13 protein-coding genes are annotated in these 20144 nt (G+C 54.9%); 10 read left to right on the top strand and 3 right to left on the bottom strand.

All coding sequences use genetic code 11. From position 1 onward, the window contains the following. Positions 1-202: 202 nt before the first annotated feature. Positions 203-328, bottom strand: a complete 126-nt coding sequence (locus OQ371_RS08650) for a hypothetical protein (protein WP_265993378.1) — start codon at positions 326-328, stop codon at positions 203-205. Positions 329-589: 261 nt separating this feature from the next. Between OQ371_RS08650 and OQ371_RS08645 the strand changes: the two genes are divergently transcribed. The 10 genes from OQ371_RS08645 (at position 590) to OQ371_RS08600 (ending at position 16141) form a co-directional block, all read left to right on the top strand. Next, complete coding sequence (locus OQ371_RS08645; protein ID WP_265993377.1) at positions 590-1198, top strand: RNA polymerase sigma factor; 609 nt, start codon at positions 590-592, stop codon at positions 1196-1198. Positions 1199-1398: 200 nt separating this feature from the next. Continuing rightward, positions 1399-2532 (top strand): FecR family protein, encoded by a 1134-nt coding sequence (locus OQ371_RS08640; protein ID WP_265993376.1) that lies wholly within the window; start codon positions 1399-1401, stop codon positions 2530-2532. Positions 2533-2744: 212 nt separating this feature from the next. After that, positions 2745-6194 carry a SusC/RagA family TonB-linked outer membrane protein gene (locus tag OQ371_RS08635; RefSeq protein WP_265993375.1) on the top strand — a complete coding sequence of 1150 codons (3450 nt, stop codon included), beginning with the start codon at positions 2745-2747 and terminating at the stop codon, positions 6192-6194. Positions 6195-6234: 40 nt separating this feature from the next. Further along, on the top strand, positions 6235-7968 hold the full coding sequence (locus OQ371_RS08630; protein WP_265993374.1) for a RagB/SusD family nutrient uptake outer membrane protein: 1734 nt from the start codon (positions 6235-6237) through the stop codon (positions 7966-7968). 86 nt (positions 7969-8054) lie between these two features. Beyond that, positions 8055-9041 (top strand): hypothetical protein, encoded by a 987-nt coding sequence (locus OQ371_RS08625; RefSeq protein WP_265993373.1) that lies wholly within the window; start codon positions 8055-8057, stop codon positions 9039-9041. Positions 9042-9080: 39 nt separating this feature from the next. Then, the gene (locus OQ371_RS08620) at positions 9081-11288 is read left to right on the top strand and encodes an outer membrane protein assembly factor BamB family protein (RefSeq protein WP_265993372.1); all 2208 of its coding nucleotides are present in this window, start codon (positions 9081-9083) and stop codon (positions 11286-11288) included. A gap of 74 nt (positions 11289-11362) precedes the next feature. Next, entirely contained in the window at positions 11363-12739 is a 1377-nt protein-coding gene (locus OQ371_RS08615; RefSeq protein WP_265993371.1) for an enolase C-terminal domain-like protein, read from the top strand. 89 nt (positions 12740-12828) lie between these two features. Beyond that, positions 12829-14070, top strand: coding sequence for a metallophosphoesterase (locus tag OQ371_RS08610; RefSeq protein WP_265993370.1), 1242 nt, complete (start codon positions 12829-12831; stop codon positions 14068-14070). A gap of 12 nt (positions 14071-14082) precedes the next feature. Then, entirely contained in the window at positions 14083-15987 is a 1905-nt protein-coding gene (locus OQ371_RS08605) for an SGNH/GDSL hydrolase family protein (RefSeq protein ID WP_265993369.1), read from the top strand. A 4-nt stretch (positions 15988-15991) separates the two neighbouring features. Beyond that, positions 15992-16141, top strand: a complete 150-nt coding sequence (locus OQ371_RS08600) for a DUF5989 family protein (RefSeq protein WP_265993368.1) — start codon at positions 15992-15994, stop codon at positions 16139-16141. A gap of 73 nt (positions 16142-16214) precedes the next feature. On the opposite strand, the gene bglX is transcribed toward OQ371_RS08600, so the two are convergent. After that, complete coding sequence (bglX, locus tag OQ371_RS08595) at positions 16215-18503, bottom strand: beta-glucosidase BglX (protein ID WP_265993367.1); 2289 nt, start codon at positions 18501-18503, stop codon at positions 16215-16217. 2 nt (positions 18504-18505) lie between these two features. Further along, entirely contained in the window at positions 18506-20110 is a 1605-nt protein-coding gene (locus OQ371_RS08590; RefSeq protein WP_265993366.1) for a glucoamylase family protein, read from the bottom strand. Positions 20111-20144: the final 34 nt, after the last annotated feature.

Below are 20144 nucleotides of genomic sequence, written 5' to 3'. Positions count from 1 at the left end.
ATCAGTCTGCGGATAGCTTACCGTCCAGCTTGCCGGTATCGGTCTTGTACACCAATACGCAGCTTAGACGAAGAATGTTGAGTACCGGCTAGTTCTGGGTACGAAAAGCAGCATCCGGTACCATATAGCCGGTCTACCCGACTTATCCAATAAACCGCATAACAGGGATTATGTTATAGGTATGTTCTTACTTCAGTGGGTTTTATTTAGAAAAAACACCTTTTGCAATCAAATAAGGAATAATCAGCCAGAGCAGGCCCTTGATAAGGAAGAAAAGAAAGCCCAGCCAGCCGACGCGCTTGAGCCATGTTTTAAACCGGTTGTTCATGGTGTGGTCTGAGTAAATCAATACCGTTGTCGGCACTGGATGTTGAAAAAGAATAATATACCAAAGTTAACTAACTGCCAGGTTATTGAAAACCGCCGGAGCATTTTTGCTGGCTAACCGGCCGCTTCCCGCTAAGGCGCAGCCGGAATATCATATTTTAAATTAATTTAATTACATTAGTTTACAAATATGTCATTTTCAGTAAGTAAATTGGCTCGGTGGCCGACTTAATTCTAGTCGGTACGTGACCTTTTTCTTGCCTTGGAACGCATTACAGCCGCTGATTATAAAACCCTTGCCCCCCAGGAGCTCTGGCAGCGCTTTAAAGCAGGTGATGAACTGGCTTTCGGCGCACTGGCCCAGGTGCACTACCGTAGCCTATACAACTACGGCCTGCGGCTTACGGCGGATTCTGAACTGATTTGGGATGCGATTCAGGATTTGCTCGTGGACTTGTGGGACCACCGCCAGACCGTGGGGGATGCGGTCTTTGTAAAAGCCTACCTGCTGAAAGCACTGCGCTACAAATTATTGAAAATCCTGCCGCAGTCGCCTTCCATTCACCTCGACGAACCCGCAGCGACTCAATTGCCGTTCTCCGATTCCATTGAACAACAGATCATCGATGACGAAAGCCATACCGAACAAACCCGCTTGCTGCACCAATTGATGGCGTCGCTCTCTAAACGTCAGCAGGAAGTTCTGTATCTGCGTTTTTACCAGAATCTGGATAATCACGAAATTGCCCAGATCATGGGCCTGGAGCGGCAAAGCGTTGCCAATCTGCTCTACCGCACCTTCAAAGAACTCCGCAGCCAGTGGTCGGCCAGTCTTTTGCTGGCCTTGCTGGTCTTGATGCGGTCCCTGTAATCAGCCAGCACTTCCTACCCTGCCGGATGCCCTCAATTCGCCCCGACATTTTCATGCTCTATCAACCAGCCTGCTAAACGATTGGCCCAGCGACAGTTAGCAACAATTGAATTTTACCAGAAAATAATTTTACTTTTTCTGAGTATCAATTCTCAAAATTCGACACTAAGTAAGTAGAAGTCCTAGATTCAATTTGCTCAATGATTAATTACAGAACGTACGAAGCGGAAGACTTTCTGTTTGATGAATCGTTCCGACAGTGGACCGCGGGCACTTCCCCTCAGGCAGCCCATTTTTGGGAACAGTGGCTGGCCCAGAATCCGGATCGTGCCGAGGTGGTCCGGCAGGCACAGGAGTTGATCCGTGCCCTGGATAACCACTATCGGGATGATGCCACCGACAACCGGATCGCGCTCGAACTGAATAAGCTCATTGCCAAAGCCGCCGAACGCCGGGAAGCCGAACAGGAAGAAGACACCGAACACCCGGTTATTCCGCTGGGGCAGCGGAGTTGGTGGCGCGGGGCCGTGGCCGCGTCGGTTCTGCTGGTGGCGGCTTTCAGCACCTGGTTCTACCTGGGCCGGACGCCCAAACCAGCAGTGGGCTCGTACGAATACTTAACCCGAACGGTCGCTACTATACCGCTCCAGGAAAAGGTCAACACCAGCCCTAAACCAATGAACATTTTGCTGAGCGACGGCAGCGTGGTAACCCTGAACCCCAAAAGCCGGATAAGCTATCCAGTCCGGTTTGATGCCCTTTCCCGGACGGTTTACCTCAATGGCGAAGCCTTTTTCGACGTGGTGAAAAATCCGGCTAAACCGTTTCTGATTTACGCCAACCAAACCGTCACGAAAGTGCTCGGTACCAGCTTTTTAGTTCGGGCTTATTGCCGGGAAAAAGAAGTAACGGTGATGGTAAAAACGGGGCGGGTGTCGGTTTACTCGCAGAAAGATTACGAGAAGGCCCAGCAGAGCGGGGTCCGTCGCGTTGAGGGTGTGGTGCTGACCCCCAATCAGCAGATGACCTATAACCTGGCAGAAAATCGGCTTGTAAAGGCACTGGTTGAAAAACCCGCGGCCCTGGTCGCCAACCGGCCGAGTCGGGAGCAGGTATTCGAAGATGCGTCGGTGGCCCGGGTTTTCTCGAGTCTGGAGCGGACTTACGGCGTCAAACTGCTCTTCGACGAAGAAGCGCTGGCGGCCTGTCTGGTGAACGTGACGTTTAACGAAGAGAATTTGATGGAACGCCTGGAGGTAATCTGCCAGACCATAGGTGCGTCGTACGAAGTACTGGACGGGCAGATCGTCATCACCAGCAAAGGCTGTCAGTAAACGCTGAACTATTCCTAAACCCCTATATACTCCATCTAGCTTAACCCTGTTGCCTATGATTTGATTTACAAATCCCTTCTTAGCAGAAAAGGTCAATGATGGTACCAGCATCATTGACCTGACAAATCCCTTTTCTAATCAACCTGTGCCGGGATGATGAGGGAATCTTTTGTCCATTCGAAACCTCAAACAGCCAAAAAACAACCAAAAGTATGGAAAAACTTCGACAACCGCTTAGCCTGTTGCGTAGCTTTATGAAATTGACTTTCTACCAGTTACTCCTGGCAGCGATCTTCACCGGACTGGCCCTGGCCCGCCCGGTGGAAGCGCAGCGAATCATGGATCAGCGCGTGACGATTCAGGTGACAAACCTGCCCGTGAGAACCGTCCTGAACCAGTTGGGCAAACAGACCGATGTTCGCTTTGCCTACCGTTCATCCCTGGTCCAGCTGAACCAGCGGGTGACGTTTAATGCGGCCAATCAGCCCCTGAGCGAAATTCTGGATAAACTCCTGAAACCACTGGACCTGAACTACCAGGTGAAAGGCCGGCAGATTATCCTGAACCTGGAACCCCGCCCACTCCCCTCTCCCGAAGAGATTCTCCGCCGAACCGACGCGGCCCCCGTCGATCAGACCATCACCGGAACGGTTTCCGACGAAACCGGTGGCCGGCTGCCGGGGGTGAGCGTGGTCGTCAAAGGAACCACGCGCGGTACCACCACAGACGGCAACGGCCAGTATAAAATGACCTTGCAGACCGGCGACGCCATTCTGGTATTTAGCTTTGTCGGCTATACGTCACAGGAAATTGCCGTTGATAACCGCACGGAGATTAACGTGAGTCTGGTGACTGATACCAAAAACCTCAGCGAAGTGGTTGTGGTCGGTTACGGTACGCAGAAACGGTCGGACTTAACGGGATCGGTTTCGTCGGTCAAAGCCGCCGAAGTAAAGAACCTGCCGGTTCGCAGCGTCAACGAAGCCTTACAGGGCCGGGCCGCCGGGGTACAGGTAACCCGTCCGGACGGAACGCCGGGTGGTGGCTCCGACATCGTCATCCGGGGCGTTGGCTCCATTGGCGGGATGGCTCCGCTGTACATCGTCGACGGTATCCGGATGGGCGCGGGCAACAACTTCAACCTTCAGGATGTCGAATCCATTGAAGTGCTGAAAGACGCCAGCGCAGCCGCCATTTACGGCGCGCAGGCAGCCGGAGGGGTTGTACTGGTTACCACCAAACGGGGGGGCGGCATGGACAAAATGAACATCAACTTCAATGCCTATTATGGTGTTCGGCAACCCCGGAACCTCTACCAGATGCTGAATACGACGGATTACATTACGGCCAAAAAAGCATCGGGCGTCAATACCAACGGCTGGGGCGACCCGGCCAGCCTGCCAAACACCGATTGGGTGGACGAAATTTTCCGGAACGGCAAAGAGCAGAGCTATTCGCTTTCGCTGGCGGGTGCATCGGCCAAGGCCAATTATTACCTCTCGGCCAACTACCAGCGCGAAGACGGCACCATCATCGACAACTCGTTCGAACGCTACGGACTGCGCTCCAACGCGGATTTTAGAATCAACAAACGGTTTAAGGTGGGTGAAACGTTGTTTGCCTGGAAAACCAGCACCAACCCCGCACAAAATACGACGTTCCCCTTTCGTTCGGCCCCACTGGTCGCCCTTCGGGACGAAACAAACCCGTATGGTGGCTGGGCCAAAACCGGTTCGTTTTTTACCGGCCCCAACCTGGTGGGCTGGGAAAATATTCACCACCGTCTGAACGACCAATACGCGCTGGAAGGCAACATTTACGCCGATTGGGAAATCACCAAGGGCCTGAATCTGCGCTCAACTTTCGGAGCGTCGATCTATAGCGGGCGGAATTATACCTTCCGGGAATCCCACGATTTTGGGGTGGTCAGAAACCCGATCGCGTATTTAAGCCGGGAGCAAACCAGCCAGCGCAACCTGACCGCCAACTTCGTGCTGACGTACGACAAAACCATTGGTCAGCACGAGTTCAAGGCGATGGCCGGTTACGAAGCGTTTCAGCAGGACCTCAGCAACCTCTACGCCGAAGCGCAGGGCTTCCAGATTATTACGTACAACCTGGGATTGAGCACCGACCCGAGCACGTACCGCGCCAGTGGGGGCGAATACCCGCAGACCCGGCTGTTGTCGCAGTTTGGCCGGATCAACTACACCTACGCCGGAAAATACCTGCTGACGGCCAACGTCCGGCGCGACGGTTCCGACCGCTTCGGTCCGGCCAACCGCTGGGGCGTCTTTCCGTCTTTCTCGGTGGGCTGGCGCGTGACCGACGAAGCATTCATGCGGGATATCCCGGTGCTGTCAACGCTGAAACTGCGGGCCAGCTACGGAAAACTGGGCAGCACCAGCAACATTCCGCAATTTACGTATCAGGCATCCTACGGCGGAACAGGCGGCACAAACATCCACGGCTTGCCGGATGGAAACCGCGCCAAAGGGTATGCGCTGACGGCGCAGTTGCCCAACGAAAACATCAAGTGGGAGGAAGTTAAACAGACCGACATAGGCGCCGACATAGGCCTGTTCAACAACCAGTTGAACCTGGTTATCGACTGGTACAGCCGCCAGACCGAGGACATGATTTATCAGGTGCCGGTCCCCAATTCAGCCGGTTTTTCGGGTTCCCGCGTGTACACGAACATCGGTCAGATGAGCAACAAGGGGCTTGAACTGGCCGTCGATTACCGGGGTAAAAAAGGCGGTTTCACCTACAGCATTGCCGCCAATGCCGCTTTCAACAAGAACCTGGTGAAGCAGTTGAGCGGTACCAACAACAACCCGATTAACGACGGCGCGGGCGGTGATTACCTGGAAAGCACCATTGCCCGCACGCAGGCCGGTTACCCGCTGAGTCAGTTTTACGGCTATGTCACCGACGGTATTTTCCAAAGCGACGCGGAAGTAGCGACCCTCAACCAGCAGGCGCAGGAAAAAGCCGCAGCCGCCGGAAGACCCACCACGGGTGTTTTTTACCAGAACGCCGGAACGGGGGCGGGTGATTTGCGCTTCCGGGACATCAACGGCGACGGCCGGATTACAATTGACGACAAAACCTACGTTGGTAATCCCTGGCCCAAAATGACCTACGGTTTGACGCTGAATCTGGGCTGGAAAGGTTTCGACCTGTCGGCGCTGTTGCAGGGTGTTCAGGGGGTGGATGTATATAACGCCAACCGGTATTACACCCAGTTTTTCGTGGGCGATTACAACACCACGGGCGACATTTTCAAGACATCGTTCTTCAACGGCAACGGGCTGACCGATCGTCCGCGCGTTGGGTATACGGATGCATCCGGCAACTACGTCCGCGACCCGAACTCCAACTACACCCGGATTTCCGATTACTACGTTGAAAACGGTTCTTTCCTGAAACTGCGCAACTTGCAGGTTGGCTACACCATCCCGAATGCCGTAACGAGCAAAATCAAGATGAGCAGCATCCGCATTTACGTGCAGGGCCAGAACCTGATGACGTTGACGAACTACACCGGCATGGACCCCGAAGTACTCGGACGCAATGGCACCACCGGCCGCGGTATCGATGCGATTTATTCCTACCCGCGCACCACGCTGATGTCGCTGGGCATCGACGCCAGTTTCTAATCACCAGACCTTAACCCGTTGAAAAACGATGTTTCATACCATGAAGTCATTTCTCAAACTAACCTTCTTTCTAACCCTGATCAGTTTGGCGGGTTGTAAGGAAGATTTCATTGACGTAACCAACCCCGGGGCCTTGTCGACCAACAACTACCCGAATACCCTCACGGACCTGGAGCAGTTGCTGACGGGCGTATACGGCACGCAGCACTCGGCGGGCCTGTTCGGGCACAACATCTACGGCAAAGGCTACTACATGTGGGATCACACCGCCGACCTGAGCTGGCAGGGCACGCCAACCTGGATTCAACTGGCGCAGAACAACTCACAACCCAACGACGGCTTTCTGTCGGAAACCTGGCGCGATACCTGGAAGGGCGTCCAACGGGCCAATACGCTGCTGGTCAACATTGAAAAAATCCGTCCGAAAGTTACCCTGGAAGCTGATAAAAAATCCCTCGACCTGATCAAAGGGCAGGCGCTGTTTCTGCGGGCCTGGTATTATCAGTACCTGATCACGATCTGGGGCGAATCGTTCATCATCAACAACCAAGGCGGTGACAAGATGGGCGTGCCGATCGTTACCGAAGCGGCCACGAGCCTTGACCAGACGCAGGTGCCGCGGGCCACGGTCAAGGAAGTCTGGGACTTCATCATCAGCGATCTGAAAGCGGCCGAAACCCTGCTGGCCGGAAAAACCTGGCCGGGCGCCAACGAAAAACACAAGATCAGCGGGTGGGGCGTCAAAGCCGCGCTGGGCAAAGCCTACGTGTATACGCAGGACTGGAACAACGCCAAAACTTCGCTGGCCGACGTGATCAACAACAGCGGCAAATCGCTCGTTTCGTTTGATGTTTATAAGGATATGTTCAACGGCAAAAACGAGTTCAACTCGGAATCGCTGGTGGAAATGAACCTGAACGTGGACATGACCGCGCGCGGCAACACGGAAACGTCCACGGGTTCGAGCATGGGTATGGTGCTGGCTCCGACCTACGTGGGCGACAACAACCTGCCCGCGGCTTCGGCCTGGTCAAACGTGTTTCCGCACGCTAAAAACATCGCCCGCTTCGGTTTCAACGAAGGCCACTATTTCAAAGCCGGTACTACGCAGCCACTGGCCACCAACGTTGATCCGGCCTACGTTACCCGCTCGCTCCAGGCCCGTCAGGCCAAAACCGTTGACCCCCGTTTATGGGTGTCCTGCTGGCAGCCGTACGTGGATAGCATGGTGGTCAGCACCCGCAAACGGCCTCTTTCACACTTCCTCGACATCAGTGAAATGGACATGGAAGCCTGGAGTTTCCGCAAATACCTGACCCTCGACGCGACGGAAACCGAGGTCAACATGGCCAACGGCAATAACATTCTGCTCCTGCGGCTGGCCGACGTTTACCTGCTTTATGCGGAAACGCTCACCAAGACCGGCGACAACGCCACGGCGCTGGAATATATCAACAAGGTCAAACGACGGGCCTACGGGTATCCGGTCAACGGAGCATCGCCGGTGGATTACAAAAGCCTGACCGACGTTACGAAAGCGCCTGATCCGGTCCTGAAGAACGACCCGCTCAAATACGAACGCTGGGCCGAATTATTTGGCGAAGGCCATTGGTGGATCGACGTGCGACGCTGGCAGCTGGGTCCGCAGGAAGCCGCTTATTACCAACGGGTTCGGGGCGGAACCATTCAGTGGGAAGCCACCGATTACGCCCAGCCGATCCCCATTGACGAGATCAACTCCAACACAAGCATGAAGCAAAATCCCGGGTATTAGGCCGTAAGCCCATCAGATTACGAACGGAGTGGCCTACTGGGCGCTGCTCCGTTCTCCCTCACCCCTCCGGATTTACGTTTCGACCTATGAAAAAAATAGTCCTTTTTGTTGGTGTACTGATTGGCTTGGTAAGCACAACGCTGAAACCGCCCTTCCCGGAAGTCGAAATTTCCAACGGCATTCTTCGCGCCAAACTCTACCTCCCCGACTCGGCCAACGGATACTATCAGGGCGTCCGGTTCGACTGGTCGGGCGTGCTGGCCAGCCTGAATTACAAGGACCATTCGTATTTCGGTCAGTGGTTCGAGAAATACGACCCGAAACTGCACGACGCCATCAGCGGCCCCGTCGAAGAATTTACGCCCATCGGGTACGAAGAAGCCAAACCGGGCGACGAGTTTTTGAAAATTGGGGTGGGTTCGCTACGCAAAGTCAAAGACATGCCGTACCGATTTGCCGCGCCGTACGCCCTTGTTAACCCCGGAACGTGGACCGTCGAAACCCGGCGTGACGCCGTGGTTTTCACCCACGCGCTGACTGATGCCGCTGGCTATTCCTATCATTACCAGAAAACCGTCAAGCTGCTCAAAGGCAAACCCGTTCTGACGCTGGAGCACAGCCTGAAAAACACCGGGCAGAAACCCATCGCGACGACGGTGTATAACCACAACTTTTTTGTGATGGACCACCAGCCCACCGGGCCGGATGTATCGGTTACGTTTCCCTTCCCGCTTCAGGTCAAACCCACGCGCGGCATCGGTACGCTGGCCGACATTCAGGAAAACCGTTTTGTCTACCTGAAAGAACTTCCCAAAGGTGAAAGCACGCACTGCTACCTGACCGGTTTCGGCGACTCGGCCAAAGACTACGACTTCCGCGTTGAAAACCGCAGCAGCGGGTCGGGCGTCCGGGTTGTGGGCGACAAACCGATTGTTCAACTGGCGTTCTGGTCCATCCCCACCACGGTGTGCCCCGAACCCTACATCCAGGTCAACGCCGGGCCGGGCCAGACGTTTCGGTGGACGATCTCGTACGAATTTTACCAGCTGCCCAAAACCGCATCCGTCAAGTAAACCGTTCCTAAACCCTTTTCAATTCTTCAGTAAACAACCATGAAATATGCGCAACCAATCGTAGTCGGGCTGTGGCTCCTGATGGGAAGCAGTTCGTCCATCGCTCCCCTGCCGGGAACGGGCGTTCGGGATCAGCCGGGCGGACGAAACTGGCCGGCTTACGGGGGTAATCAGGCCGGAAACCGTTATTCGTCCCTCAAGCAGATCAATCTCCAAAACGTCAAAAACCTGAAAGTGGCCTGGTCGTATAATGCCGCCGGAGCAGACGGGCCATCCGGTCAGCAACTCGAAATCCAGTGCCAGCCCATCGTCATCAATGGTATGCTGTACGGCACCACGCCCATGCTGAAGGTATTTGCGCTGGATGCGGCAACCGGCCAGCAACGCTGGATTTTCAATCCGTTCAAAGACAAATCTCCGCGCTTCAACCAGAGCCGGGGCGTCATGTACTGGGAAAACGGGGCAGACAAACGCATCCTGTATACGGCTGGTTCAACGCTTTATGCCCTGAACGCCCTCACGGGCGAACCCGTGGCCTCGTTTGGCAAAAACGGCGAAGTGGATTTGCGGCAGGGATTGGATGATGAATCGAAGCGGGACATGAGCAAAGTGTCCGTAACGTCTACCACCCCGGGCGTGATTTACAAGGACATTCTGGTGATGGGCTCGACGGTTTCGGAGCAGGGCGACGCGGCTCCGGGCCACGTGCGGGGATTCGACATTCGCACGGGCAAGGTGCTGTGGGTCTTCCACACCATTCCGCAACCGGGCGAACCGGGTTACGAAACCTGGCCGAAAGACGCCTATAAGCGCATCGGGGGTGCCAACAACTGGGCCGGCATGGTCCTCGACGAAAAGCGGAAAACCGTCTATTTTGGAACCGGCTCCCCATCTGTCGATTTTTACGGCGGTATTCGCGCGGGCCAAAATCTGTATTCTGACTGCATCTTGGCGCTGGACGCGGAAACCGGCAAGATGAAGTGGTTTTACCAGACCATTCACCACGACCTCTGGGACCGCGACATTCCCTGCCCGCCCAACCTGATGACGGTGAAGCACAACGGCCGCCTGGTGGACGCTGTCGCCCAAACAACCAAAGACGGGTTGGTGTACGTGCTGAACCGCGATACGGGCGAATCACTGTTTCCGGTGGAAGAACGCCAGGTGCCTACCTCGCCCGCCCTACCCGGCGAAGTGCCGTGGCCCACGCAGAAATTTCCGATCAAACCCGCGCCCTTTGCCCGGCAGGTCTTTACCGAAGCCGACATTACGAACCTGACGCCCGAAGCGCACAAATTCGTTAAAGAGCGGTTTTTGAAGACGCGCTCCGGTGACAAATTTATGCCGCCCAGTCTGGAAGGAACGCTGTTTTTCGGGATCGGCGGGGGGGCCGAATGGGGGGGTAATGCGTCGGACCCGGACGGTATTCTGTACCAGAACTCCAACGAAATGGTCTGGGACCTGAAAATGTCGGATCTGGCAACCCGAAACGCCGAAATTGCCTCCAAGGGAAAAACCATCTACCAGGCGAACTGCATGGCCTGCCACGGCCCCGACCGCAAGGGCAGCGGGCAGGAGTACCCCAGCCTGGTGGATATTGGCAAACGGCTTTCCGCTCCCGAAATCAACGCCGTGCTGAAATCCGGCCGGGGCCGAATGCCGTCGTTCCAGCACATTTCCGACCAGGACCGCTTTACGCTGATTCGGTATTTGCTCAACGCCGATACCAAAGCGCCCGAACCCAAACCCGCCGAAAGCCAGGATCAGCACAACGCCCCGGTTCTGACTCAAACCGATAAAAACACCGAGTTTCCGTACATTCCGCCGTACATCAACAACGGTTACACCCGCTTTTTCGACCCGAACGGTTATCCGGCCGTCAAGCCACCCTGGGGCACGCTCAACGCCATCGATCTGAACACCGGCGAATATCTTTGGCGGGTGCCGCTGGGCGAATTTCCCGAACTGACCAAAAAAGGCATTCCGGTTACGGGCACCGAAAACTACGGCGGCCCCATTGTTACGGCGGGTGGCCTGCTATTCATCGCCGGAACCAAAGACGAGCGCATCCGGGCGTTCGACAAAAAAACGGGCAAAATCGTCTGGGAATACCAGCTTCCGGCGGGCGGGTTTGCTACCCCGATTACCTACGAAGTAGCTGGTAAACAGTATGTCGTTATTGCCGCCGGTGGCGTAAAAAATGGTCATAAGCCGGGAGGTTCATACATTGCCTTCGCCCTACCGTGAAGTCCAACAGTAACGAAACGTCTTTTGATGCTTTTGTAGGTACATTTTGTTGATAAACCTTTAATTCCTGAATCATGAAAGAAATCGAAAACCCCGCCGAATTCAACAGCCGTCGTGAGACGTTGAAAAAGATAGGCTTTGGCTCGTCAGCCGGTCTATTGGGTTTGTTCGGGGGTATTTCCAACGCCGAAGCCCGCGAACGGCAGGGAACTCCCCAGTACGCCAAAGGGCTGGCTCCGGTTAAAATCAAGTCTGTCAAAGCCATTGCCACCGCTCCGCAGGGTTCCAATTTGATTGTTGTCAAAGTCGAAACCACTGAACCCGGCTTATACGGCCTGGGCTGCGCCACGTTTACGCAACGGGCGGCCGTGGTCATTGTGGCCATCAATACGTACCTGAATGAATTTTGTGTGGGCAAAGATGTGGACAACATCGAGGATATGTGGCAGGCGGCTTATGTCAGCTCCTACTGGCGCAACGGTCCGGTGCTGAACAACGCGCTTTCCGGGCTGGATCAGGCGCTGTGGGACATCAAGGGCAAACGGGCCAACATGCCGGTGTATCAACTGCTGGGTGGAAAAGCCCGGTTCGCTATTCCGTGCTATACCCACGCGGGCGGTAATACCCCCGAAGCAGCCGCCGAAAGCGTGAAAAAATTCATGGAGCAGGGCTATAAATACATTCGCATCCAGCAGGGCGGTTACGGGGCCGTGGGGGCCAATGCGAGCAACAGCCAGCCCGACTTCAAAGCCGCCAATTTTGGAGGAGCTACCGACAATTACATGAACGAGCAGCTCTACCTCAAATCGGTGCCGAAGATGTTTGACGTAGTTCGTAAACAATGCGGTGAGGAGATTGAATTGCTGCACGACATTCACGAGCGCGTTCAGCCGATCGATGCCATCAATATGATCAAAAAGCTGGAAGACTACCGGCCGTTCTTCATTGAAGATCCGTTCTCGCCCGAAAACATGAAGTGGTTCGCGCAGTTGCGTCAGGTCACCTCGGTACCCATTGCGATGGGCGAGTTGTTCAACAACATCAACGAGTTTAAAGAGCCGATGGTGAACCAGTGGTTCGATTTTATTCGAATTCACGTTTCGCAGATTGGCGGTATTACGCCCGCCATGAAAGTCGCCCGGCTGGGCGAGTGGTTCAATATCCGCACGGCCTGGCACGGCCCGGGCGACGTATCGCCGGTCGGTCACTCGGCCCACGCCCACATCGATCTGGCCGTCTGGAACTTCGGTATTCAGGAAGCCGTGCAGTTTTCGGATAAGATGAAGGAAGTGTTCAGCGGCTGCCCGACGATGAACAAAGGCTACATGTCGGTCAACGAAGCGCCGGGACTGGGCGTGGACATCAACGAGAAGGAAGCGGCCAAATATCCGATCACGACCAAATCAAACTGGCAGGTCCGCAAAGCCGACGGAACCATCATCCGGCCGTAAAAAAGACCAATCTGGCTCCGAAAACGTTTCCGAATTTTGATCGGATTCGGAAACGTTTTCCGATAGACCACTGCCACATTTTTTACCTCATGAACAATCCCAAACAATCCGCCAATCGACGGTCGTTTCTCAAATCGGCGGCTGGCCTTGGCGCAACGGGGGCGCTGGGTAGCGTCTTGCCCGCATCGGTGTTGGCCCAAAATCCGTCGTTGCGTTCGCCCGACCCGGCCAAAGGACACGTTTTTCTGAGCGAACCGTATCTGCAATACGTCGGTCCGGGCTCCATGACGGTTATGTGGGTGGCTAACCTGCCCTCCTACAGTTGGGTTGAATACGGTGAGAGCGAATCGCTCGGCCAGAAGGCGCACAGCGTTACCGACGGGTTGGTTGACGCCTACAACCGGATCAATAAAATCACCCTCACCGGTCTGAAACCCGGCACGACCTACCAGTACCGCGTTTTTTCCAAAGAAATTACCGAGTTCAAACCGTATAAACTTACCTACGGCAACACGATCGAAAGCGGTCTGCTCCGCTTTACGACCCCGAATGAACAGGCCGATACCGTAAGCTGCCTGGTGCTGAACGACGTTCACGACCGGCCCGACACCATCACGCACCTGCTGAGTTTGAAGGGAAGCGATCCGTTCGATTTTGTTTTTCTGAACGGTGATCTTTTCGATTACCAGACCGATGAGCAGCAACTGATTGACCACCTTCTGAAACCGTGTTCAGCCGGTTTTGCGCAGGAAAAACCGTTTCTGTTTGTTCGGGGCAACCACGAAACGCGCGGCAAATACCGGGGTGAAATCCACCAGTATTTTACCAATCCGCAAGGCAAACCGTATTACAGCTACACCTGGGGACCGGTACATTTCACCGTAATCGACACCGGCGAGGATAAGCCAGACAGCGAACCCGTCTACGCGGGCATCGTTGATTTTGACGCCTATCGGCAGGAACAGTCCCGCTGGGCGGATCAGGTTATGCAGAGTGCCGCCTTTCGGAAAGCGAAATTCCGGGTGGTTTTTATGCACATCCCGACCCATCACCACAACAATTGGCACGGCCCCATGCATTGCCAGCAACTTTTTACGCCCCTGTTCAACAAGCATAAGGTCGATTTGTGCATTAGCGGCCACACGCATAAATACGACGTTCACGAACCGGTGGCGGGCCAGCACAACTACCCGATCATCATCGGCGGAGGGTCGAAAGACGGTACCCGGACGCTGATCAAACTGAAAGCGGACCGGAAAGACTTGCACCTGCTCATGCTGCTGGACGACGGAAAAGAAGTTGGTCAGTACCACCTGACGGCCAAACGATAAACGGTTTTAGCCATGAAAAAACGGTTGTGGCTGTTTAAAGGACTTGCGGCCCTTTCGCCCCTGTTGCTGCTGCTGTTGGTTGAAGGGTTGCTTCGGCTGGCTGGATATGGTCACGACTACCGCCTGTTTATCGAGGACCCGCAACGCAAGGGGTACTGGATCATGAATCCGCATGCGTCGGAACGGTATTTTACCGAAACCGATAACGCCACCGTCGGCAATTTTGAACCGTTCCGACAACGCAAAGCCGAGGGCACGTTCCGCATTTTTGTGCTGGGCGAATCGACAACGATTGGCTACCCGTATTTCCACAACGGCTCGTTCCACCGCTGGCTGCACTACCGGCTGATGCACACCTTTCCGGACCGGAATCTTGAGGTCATTAACCTGTCGCTGACGGCGGTTAACTCCTACACGGTTTTTGGTTTTGCCCAGCAACTGCCCGACTATGAGCCGGATGCCGTTCTCGTTTACACGGGGCATAATGAGTATTACGGCGCTATGGGCGTAGGGTCTACCAGTTCGCTGGGCGGTCATCCGGCGCTGGTGCGGCTGGTGCTGAGGCTACGCGAGTTGCGGATCATGCAGTTGCTGAACCAAACGCTGAGCGGTATTCGTAAAACTGTATCGGGCGGCAAGGTGGATTTGCGCGAAAACCTGATGAAACGCATGGCTGCCGATCAGCAGATTGCTTACGGGTCGGATACGTATCGGCAAGGCATTGCGCAGTTTGAAACCAACCTGAACGATCTTTGCCGGTTATTTTCGGAAAAGCATATTCCGGTTTTTATTAGCAACCTGGTCAGCAACGAGAAAGATTTAAAACCGTTTGTCAGTGCACCGGGCAATACCACGGTATCGGCTCAGCACCAGTTCGAAGAGGCTACCCGGGCGTATGCCAACGACCGCTTCGCTGAAGCAAAACAACGATTTAGGCAGGCCAAGGAACTGGATTTGCTGCGGTTTCGGGCCCCGGAAGCCATGAATCAGGTAATTCGGGAGCTGGCAAACCGGTATCCGGACATTACCGTTGTAGATACCAAATCGGTTTTCGAGCGGCAATCGCCAAACGGTATTCTGGGCCGGGAAACTCTGCTGGAACACGTTCATCCGAACCTGTATGGGTACGCGCTGCTTTCCGATGCGTTTTACGAAGCCCTGAAAAAGAAGCGACTGATTGCCGCCGAGTGGAAAGATGGTCTTTCATTGGCCCAGCTACGCCAGCAAATGCCGATTACACCGCTGGATTCGCTCAAGGGCGCGTTTGAAATGCTCATTTTGAAGGAGGGCTGGCCGTTTAACGAGCCGATGCCGCCGGAAGAAAAACGGCCCAAAACCGCTGAAGAACAATTGGCCGGTGCGCTGGTGGTGAAGCAACTTTCGTGGCCTGACGCCATGCAGCAACTGCTGGCCCATTACCAGAAAACGCAGAACCCGCAGGCGGCCTTGCGCGTGACCGAAGCGCTGATGCTGGAGTACCCGCATGATCCGGCTTTTTACGGGCAGGCCGGGAAACTGGCCCTCAGCCTGAATCAGCCGGAGCGGGCGGTCTGGTTACTGAAGAAGGCGTTCCAGTTGGAGGAAACGTTTGGGGTGGCGCAGAACCTGTTTATTACGCTGCTGAAACTCGACCGACCGGACGAAGCCCTACCGTACCTCCGTTACGCAGCCGCTCACAACGAAACCCGGTTCAGCCTGAATGAACTCCAAACCTTTGTAGAACAATTGGTTTCGGCCAAAAACCGCTACCTGACCGACACCACAAACGTGGCCCTGAGCAATAAGCTAGCGGCTGGTTACCTGAAATTTGCGAATACGGCCGGGGCCGCCAAATACGTCGCCAAATCGCTCCGGCTGGATCCCCGCAATCCGGTAGCGTTGCAATTGAAAGCCCAGCTTCAAACCCTTAAACCGTAACCCGATGGAATTTATACACGAGTTCTGGCTCTTTATGCGGACCCGCAAACGGTATTGGCTCTACCCGCTGCTGATTCTGCTATTGCTGCTGAGCGCATTGACCGTCATGACAACCGGCTCAGCCCTCGCGCCATTTATCTATTCGCTTTTCTAAATCATCAGCCCACGGCGCAAACTGTGGGCTGATGATTTGATTCATTGTCAACAAAATCGGTTTCTGTATTCTCTTAACGGACGAGTTTGAAACGCGCTTCTTTCACTTCCTGCGAATTGGTCCCGACAAATACCGTAAAATCGCCCGGCTCGGATGTCCATTTCATGGCAGCATCGTAAAACCGCAGATCGGCTTCTTTCAAAGTGAAGGTCACATTTCGGCTCTCGCCCGGTTTCAGGGAAATCTTCTGGAAACCTTTCAGCTCCTTCAACGGCCGGGTTACGCTGCCCACCAGGTCGCGGATGTAAAGCTGCACAACCTCTTCGCCCGCGTATTGGCCCGTATTTTTGACGGTGACGCTAACCTCCAGCTTACCCGTTGCTGTCAACGTCGGGTTGTTTAACGTAATGTCACTGTAAGAAAAGTTCGTGTAACTTAGCCCGTAGCCGAATGGGTACAAAGGGGTATTCGGTACATCGAGGTACTTGGACGTATACTTGTTGTTCGGATCAATGGGGCGCCCCGTGTTTTTGGCATTGTAATAAACCGGAATCTGGCCCACCCGGCGCGGGAAGGTCATCGTCAGTTTGCCCGCCGGGTTGTAGTCGCCCACCAGCACATCGGCAATGGCGTGACCGGCCTGCGTGCCCAGAAACCAGGTTTCCAGCAACGCCGGAACGTGCTGATGCTCCCATTCCAGGGTCAGTGGACGGCCATTCATGAGCACTACCGCCACTGGTTTTTTCGTTGCCAGAATGGCTTCCAGCAGTTTGCGCTGATTCTCCGGAATCCCAATTTCGGAGCGGCTGGCGGCTTCACCGGTCATGCCCTGCGATTCGCCGATTGCCATCACCACCACATCGGCTTTCTGCGCCGTGGCCACGGCTTCGGCAATGAGTTGTTCGGGCGTTTTTTCGTCGGTCGAGATGTTTCCTCCGTTGTTATTCAGCTTCGTTACCAGTTCTTTATCATCAATCAGGTTGGCCCCCTTGGCGTAAAGAATCGTTGCGCTGTTGCCCAGTTTGGTTTGTAATCCTTCGCGCAGACTAACGGCTTTCTGCCAGTCACCGGCTGCGCTCCAGTTACCGATCATGTCGCGTTTGTTATCAGCCAGCGGGCCAATGAGAGCAATCGTTCCGCTTTTCTTCAGCGGCAACACCGGATTTCCGGCTACGGCTTCATTTTTAAGAAGAACGATGGACTTGCGGGCCACCTCACGCGCCAGTTCCAGCTTGTCGGCGCTCATAATTTCGCGTTGCGCCCGCTCCTCGCTGATGTATTTATACGGGTCCTGAAACAACCCCAAGCGATACTTGGCTTCGAGCACCCGCCGGGTTGCGGCATCCAGCTCCTGCATGGTAATTTTTTTATCGGCCAGCAATTTCGGTAACTGAGTCCGGTATACGTCGCCCTGCATGTCCATGTCGACGCCCGCCCGCAGGGCCAGCGCGCCCACCTCATACTCATTGGCACCCACCCCGTGCTGAATCATTTCGTTGATGGCCGTGTAATCCGTTACCACAAACCCTTTGAAGCCCCACTGCTTCCGGAGCAGATCGGTCATCAGCCAGCGGTTGGCCGTTGCCGGAATCCCGTCCACCTCGTTAAACGACGTCATCACCGTGGCGGCTCCCGCGTCAACGGCGGCTTTGTAGGGCGGCAAATAAGTCTGAAACATTTCCCGGTGGCTCATGTCAACGGTATTGTAATCACGTCCGGCCTGAATTGCCCCGTATAGTGCGAAGTGTTTCACGGACGCCAGTACCTGATCGGGCTTCGTCAAATCACCCTGATACCCGCGCACTTTCGCCCGGGCCACCTGCTCTCCAAACCAAGTATCCTCCCCTACGCCTTCGGCTACCCGGCCCCAGCGCGGATCGCGGGCAATATCGACCATCGGCGAGTACGTCCAGTGCAGACCGTCGGCGCTGGCTTCAACCGCAGCGGCACGGGCCGTTTTTTCCATCAATCCCATGTCCCAGGTGCAGGCTTCGCCCAGCGGAATCGGAAAAATGGTGCGGTGTCCGTGAATCACGTCGTAGCCAAAGAGCAACGGTATTTTCAGGCGCGATTGTTTTACGGCCAGATCCTGCAACTGCCGTACATACGGGGGCGAATAGGCGTTAAAGATGGCCCCGCAACGGCCTTTCTGAATGTCCTCTTTATATGTAGAGCGCAACGTCGGGCCGGTCACGTCCATGTCACTCGTAAACAGGGTCAATTGCCCCACTTTCTCCTCCACCGTCATTTGCTTCAGCAAACGGTCGATGAAGAGGTTCATGGCCGCCGGGTTGGACCGGGGCGTTGGCTGAGCCAGTACGGAGCCAATCGCCAGACCATACAGGATGATTATTTTTTTCATACTCACTGATTATCTACCCCTTGATGAAGTGAAATCTTAACACGCTGCTTTGCCTCACCCTGCGCCCATTCAAATTCGTACTTTCCGTCCGGAAGCTGGGCCGTCAACTGGTGCGTTCCTTCGGGGTAGGTCTTGTTATGGATTAATTTTTGCACCTCCCGACCGGTCTCGTCCCGCACCGTCAGTGTTACGGGCTGAGCGCCTTTTACCGCGAAATCCAGTACGTACGCTCCACGATCAGGGTGTTTCCAGAGATCGATGTAGCCGGTGCGGAAGTCGGGCGCGTAGGAGTAAAAACCCGTCGGATACGCCGGTTTTTTGATGCCCATTTTGGTTAAACCCGTCCACAACTCGGGCGTTTTCTCGCCCAGTTTCCAGATCAGGCCGGAGCGGTAGTTTTCCATCATCACCACAATTGGCCCCTGGTCAATCGCCAGGTACTGATTCGAGTACCAGTTTAACCCTTTGTTGTAGGCGTCGTAAAAACCGTAGGATCCAAACAGGCGGTTGCCCTCCCGCAGGTAGAGATTTCGCAACACCTGCATTGAATAATAGGGCGTATACGGAAAAGACGATAAGGCCGCCGTTGGGCTGATGGTACCGTTGTCGTTCGTGGGTGAGTGGGCGTCATAGAAATTATAGTCGTCGCTGGCGGTCAGGCCCCAATTGCCCGGACCGTAGCCAAACATAGCCTGGCGGGGTTGCAGGCAGTGCGCCCGGTTGATGAGCGTGTGGTTCATGTTCTGCTGCCAGTAGTTTGTCTGCTCATCCTGCATCAGCCGCGGGTCAAGGCTTAGAAACGAATAATGCGTGAAGAACAACGGCCCACCCATCGGAAAACCCAGCGGAAGCTTGTAACCAAAGTAAGTCTGGTTGTTGACGTAATGGTCACTCTGCTTGTAGGTATTCTGATAAACTTCCGGTTTGATGGCGTGCGTCGGTGATCCCAGCGCCAGCACATACGTGATCAGGGTTTCGTCGTGGCCCCGCAGCGGGTGGTTCATTTTCCATTCGTGATTCGGCGACCAGTGCCAGAGCAGTTTGCCGTCGCGGACGTACCAGTCCCATTCCACTTCACGCCAGAGTTTATCGATTCGTTGGCGCAGGTCTTTTTCGGCCCCGGCTGCCCTGTCAAAATATGCCCGGGCGCTCAGCAAACCGTTGACCAGAAAAGCCGTCTCGACCAGATCGCCCCCGTTGTCGTACTGCGAAAACGGAATGACTTTCCCTGAGTTGCCATCCAGCCAGTGCGGCCATACGCCGTGAAACCGATCAGCTTTTTCCAGAAAACCGACCATCTTCTGCAACCGCTGAACGGCTTCGGCGCGGCTTACCCACCGGCGGTCGGCCCCAACGACGATGGCCATGATGCCAAACCCCGTTCCGCCCGTTGTCACTACGTTGGGCGTGGCCGTTCGTTCGGGAGCCAGCCCGGAGACCGGATGAGCAAAGTCCCAGAAATAGCCAAACGTGGCTTTCTGGACGGTTTCCATGTATTCGCTGTATTCGTTGGCAACGCCCGTTGCCGGGGGAGTCGATTGCGCCCGGCAGGCCAGTTGGCTGATTAAAGCCGGTAAAAAGAGGAAAACTATTTTTATGTGTTTCATTCGGTTGCTGTTTAAAAGAAAAGAGGCTATAAAC

The sequence above is a fragment of the Larkinella insperata genome, assembly GCF_026248825.1.
Taxonomy (GTDB): Bacteria; Bacteroidota; Bacteroidia; order Cytophagales; family Spirosomataceae; genus Larkinella; species Larkinella insperata.
Note: the sequence above shows the minus strand (reverse complement) of the source record. Positions and strands in the feature narration are given on the sequence as shown.

Bases quoted from the DNA above. Each gene is read 5' to 3' on its own strand.
- OQ371_RS08650 (WP_265993378.1), bottom strand. From the start codon at position 328: ATGAACAACCGGTTTAAAACATGGCTCAAGCGCGTCGGCTGGCTGGGC.
- OQ371_RS08640 (WP_265993376.1), top strand. From the start codon at position 1,399: ATGATTAATTACAGAACGTACGAAGCGGAAGACTTTCTGTTTGATGAA.
- OQ371_RS08635 (WP_265993375.1), top strand. From the start codon at position 2,745: ATGGAAAAACTTCGACAACCGCTTAGCCTGTTGCGTAGCTTTATGAAA.
- OQ371_RS08630 (WP_265993374.1), top strand. From the start codon at position 6,235: ATGAAGTCATTTCTCAAACTAACCTTCTTTCTAACCCTGATCAGTTTG.
- OQ371_RS08625 (WP_265993373.1), top strand. From the start codon at position 8,055: ATGAAAAAAATAGTCCTTTTTGTTGGTGTACTGATTGGCTTGGTAAGC.
- OQ371_RS08620 (WP_265993372.1), top strand. From the start codon at position 9,081: ATGAAATATGCGCAACCAATCGTAGTCGGGCTGTGGCTCCTGATGGGA.
- OQ371_RS08615 (WP_265993371.1), top strand. From the start codon at position 11,363: ATGAAAGAAATCGAAAACCCCGCCGAATTCAACAGCCGTCGTGAGACG.
- OQ371_RS08610 (WP_265993370.1), top strand. From the start codon at position 12,829: ATGAACAATCCCAAACAATCCGCCAATCGACGGTCGTTTCTCAAATCG.
- OQ371_RS08605 (WP_265993369.1), top strand. From the start codon at position 14,083: ATGAAAAAACGGTTGTGGCTGTTTAAAGGACTTGCGGCCCTTTCGCCC.
- OQ371_RS08600 (WP_265993368.1), top strand. From the start codon at position 15,992: ATGGAATTTATACACGAGTTCTGGCTCTTTATGCGGACCCGCAAACGG.
- bglX (WP_265993367.1), bottom strand. From the start codon at position 18,503: ATGAAAAAAATAATCATCCTGTATGGTCTGGCGATTGGCTCCGTACTG.
- OQ371_RS08590 (WP_265993366.1), bottom strand. From the start codon at position 20,110: ATGAAACACATAAAAATAGTTTTCCTCTTTTTACCGGCTTTAATCAGC.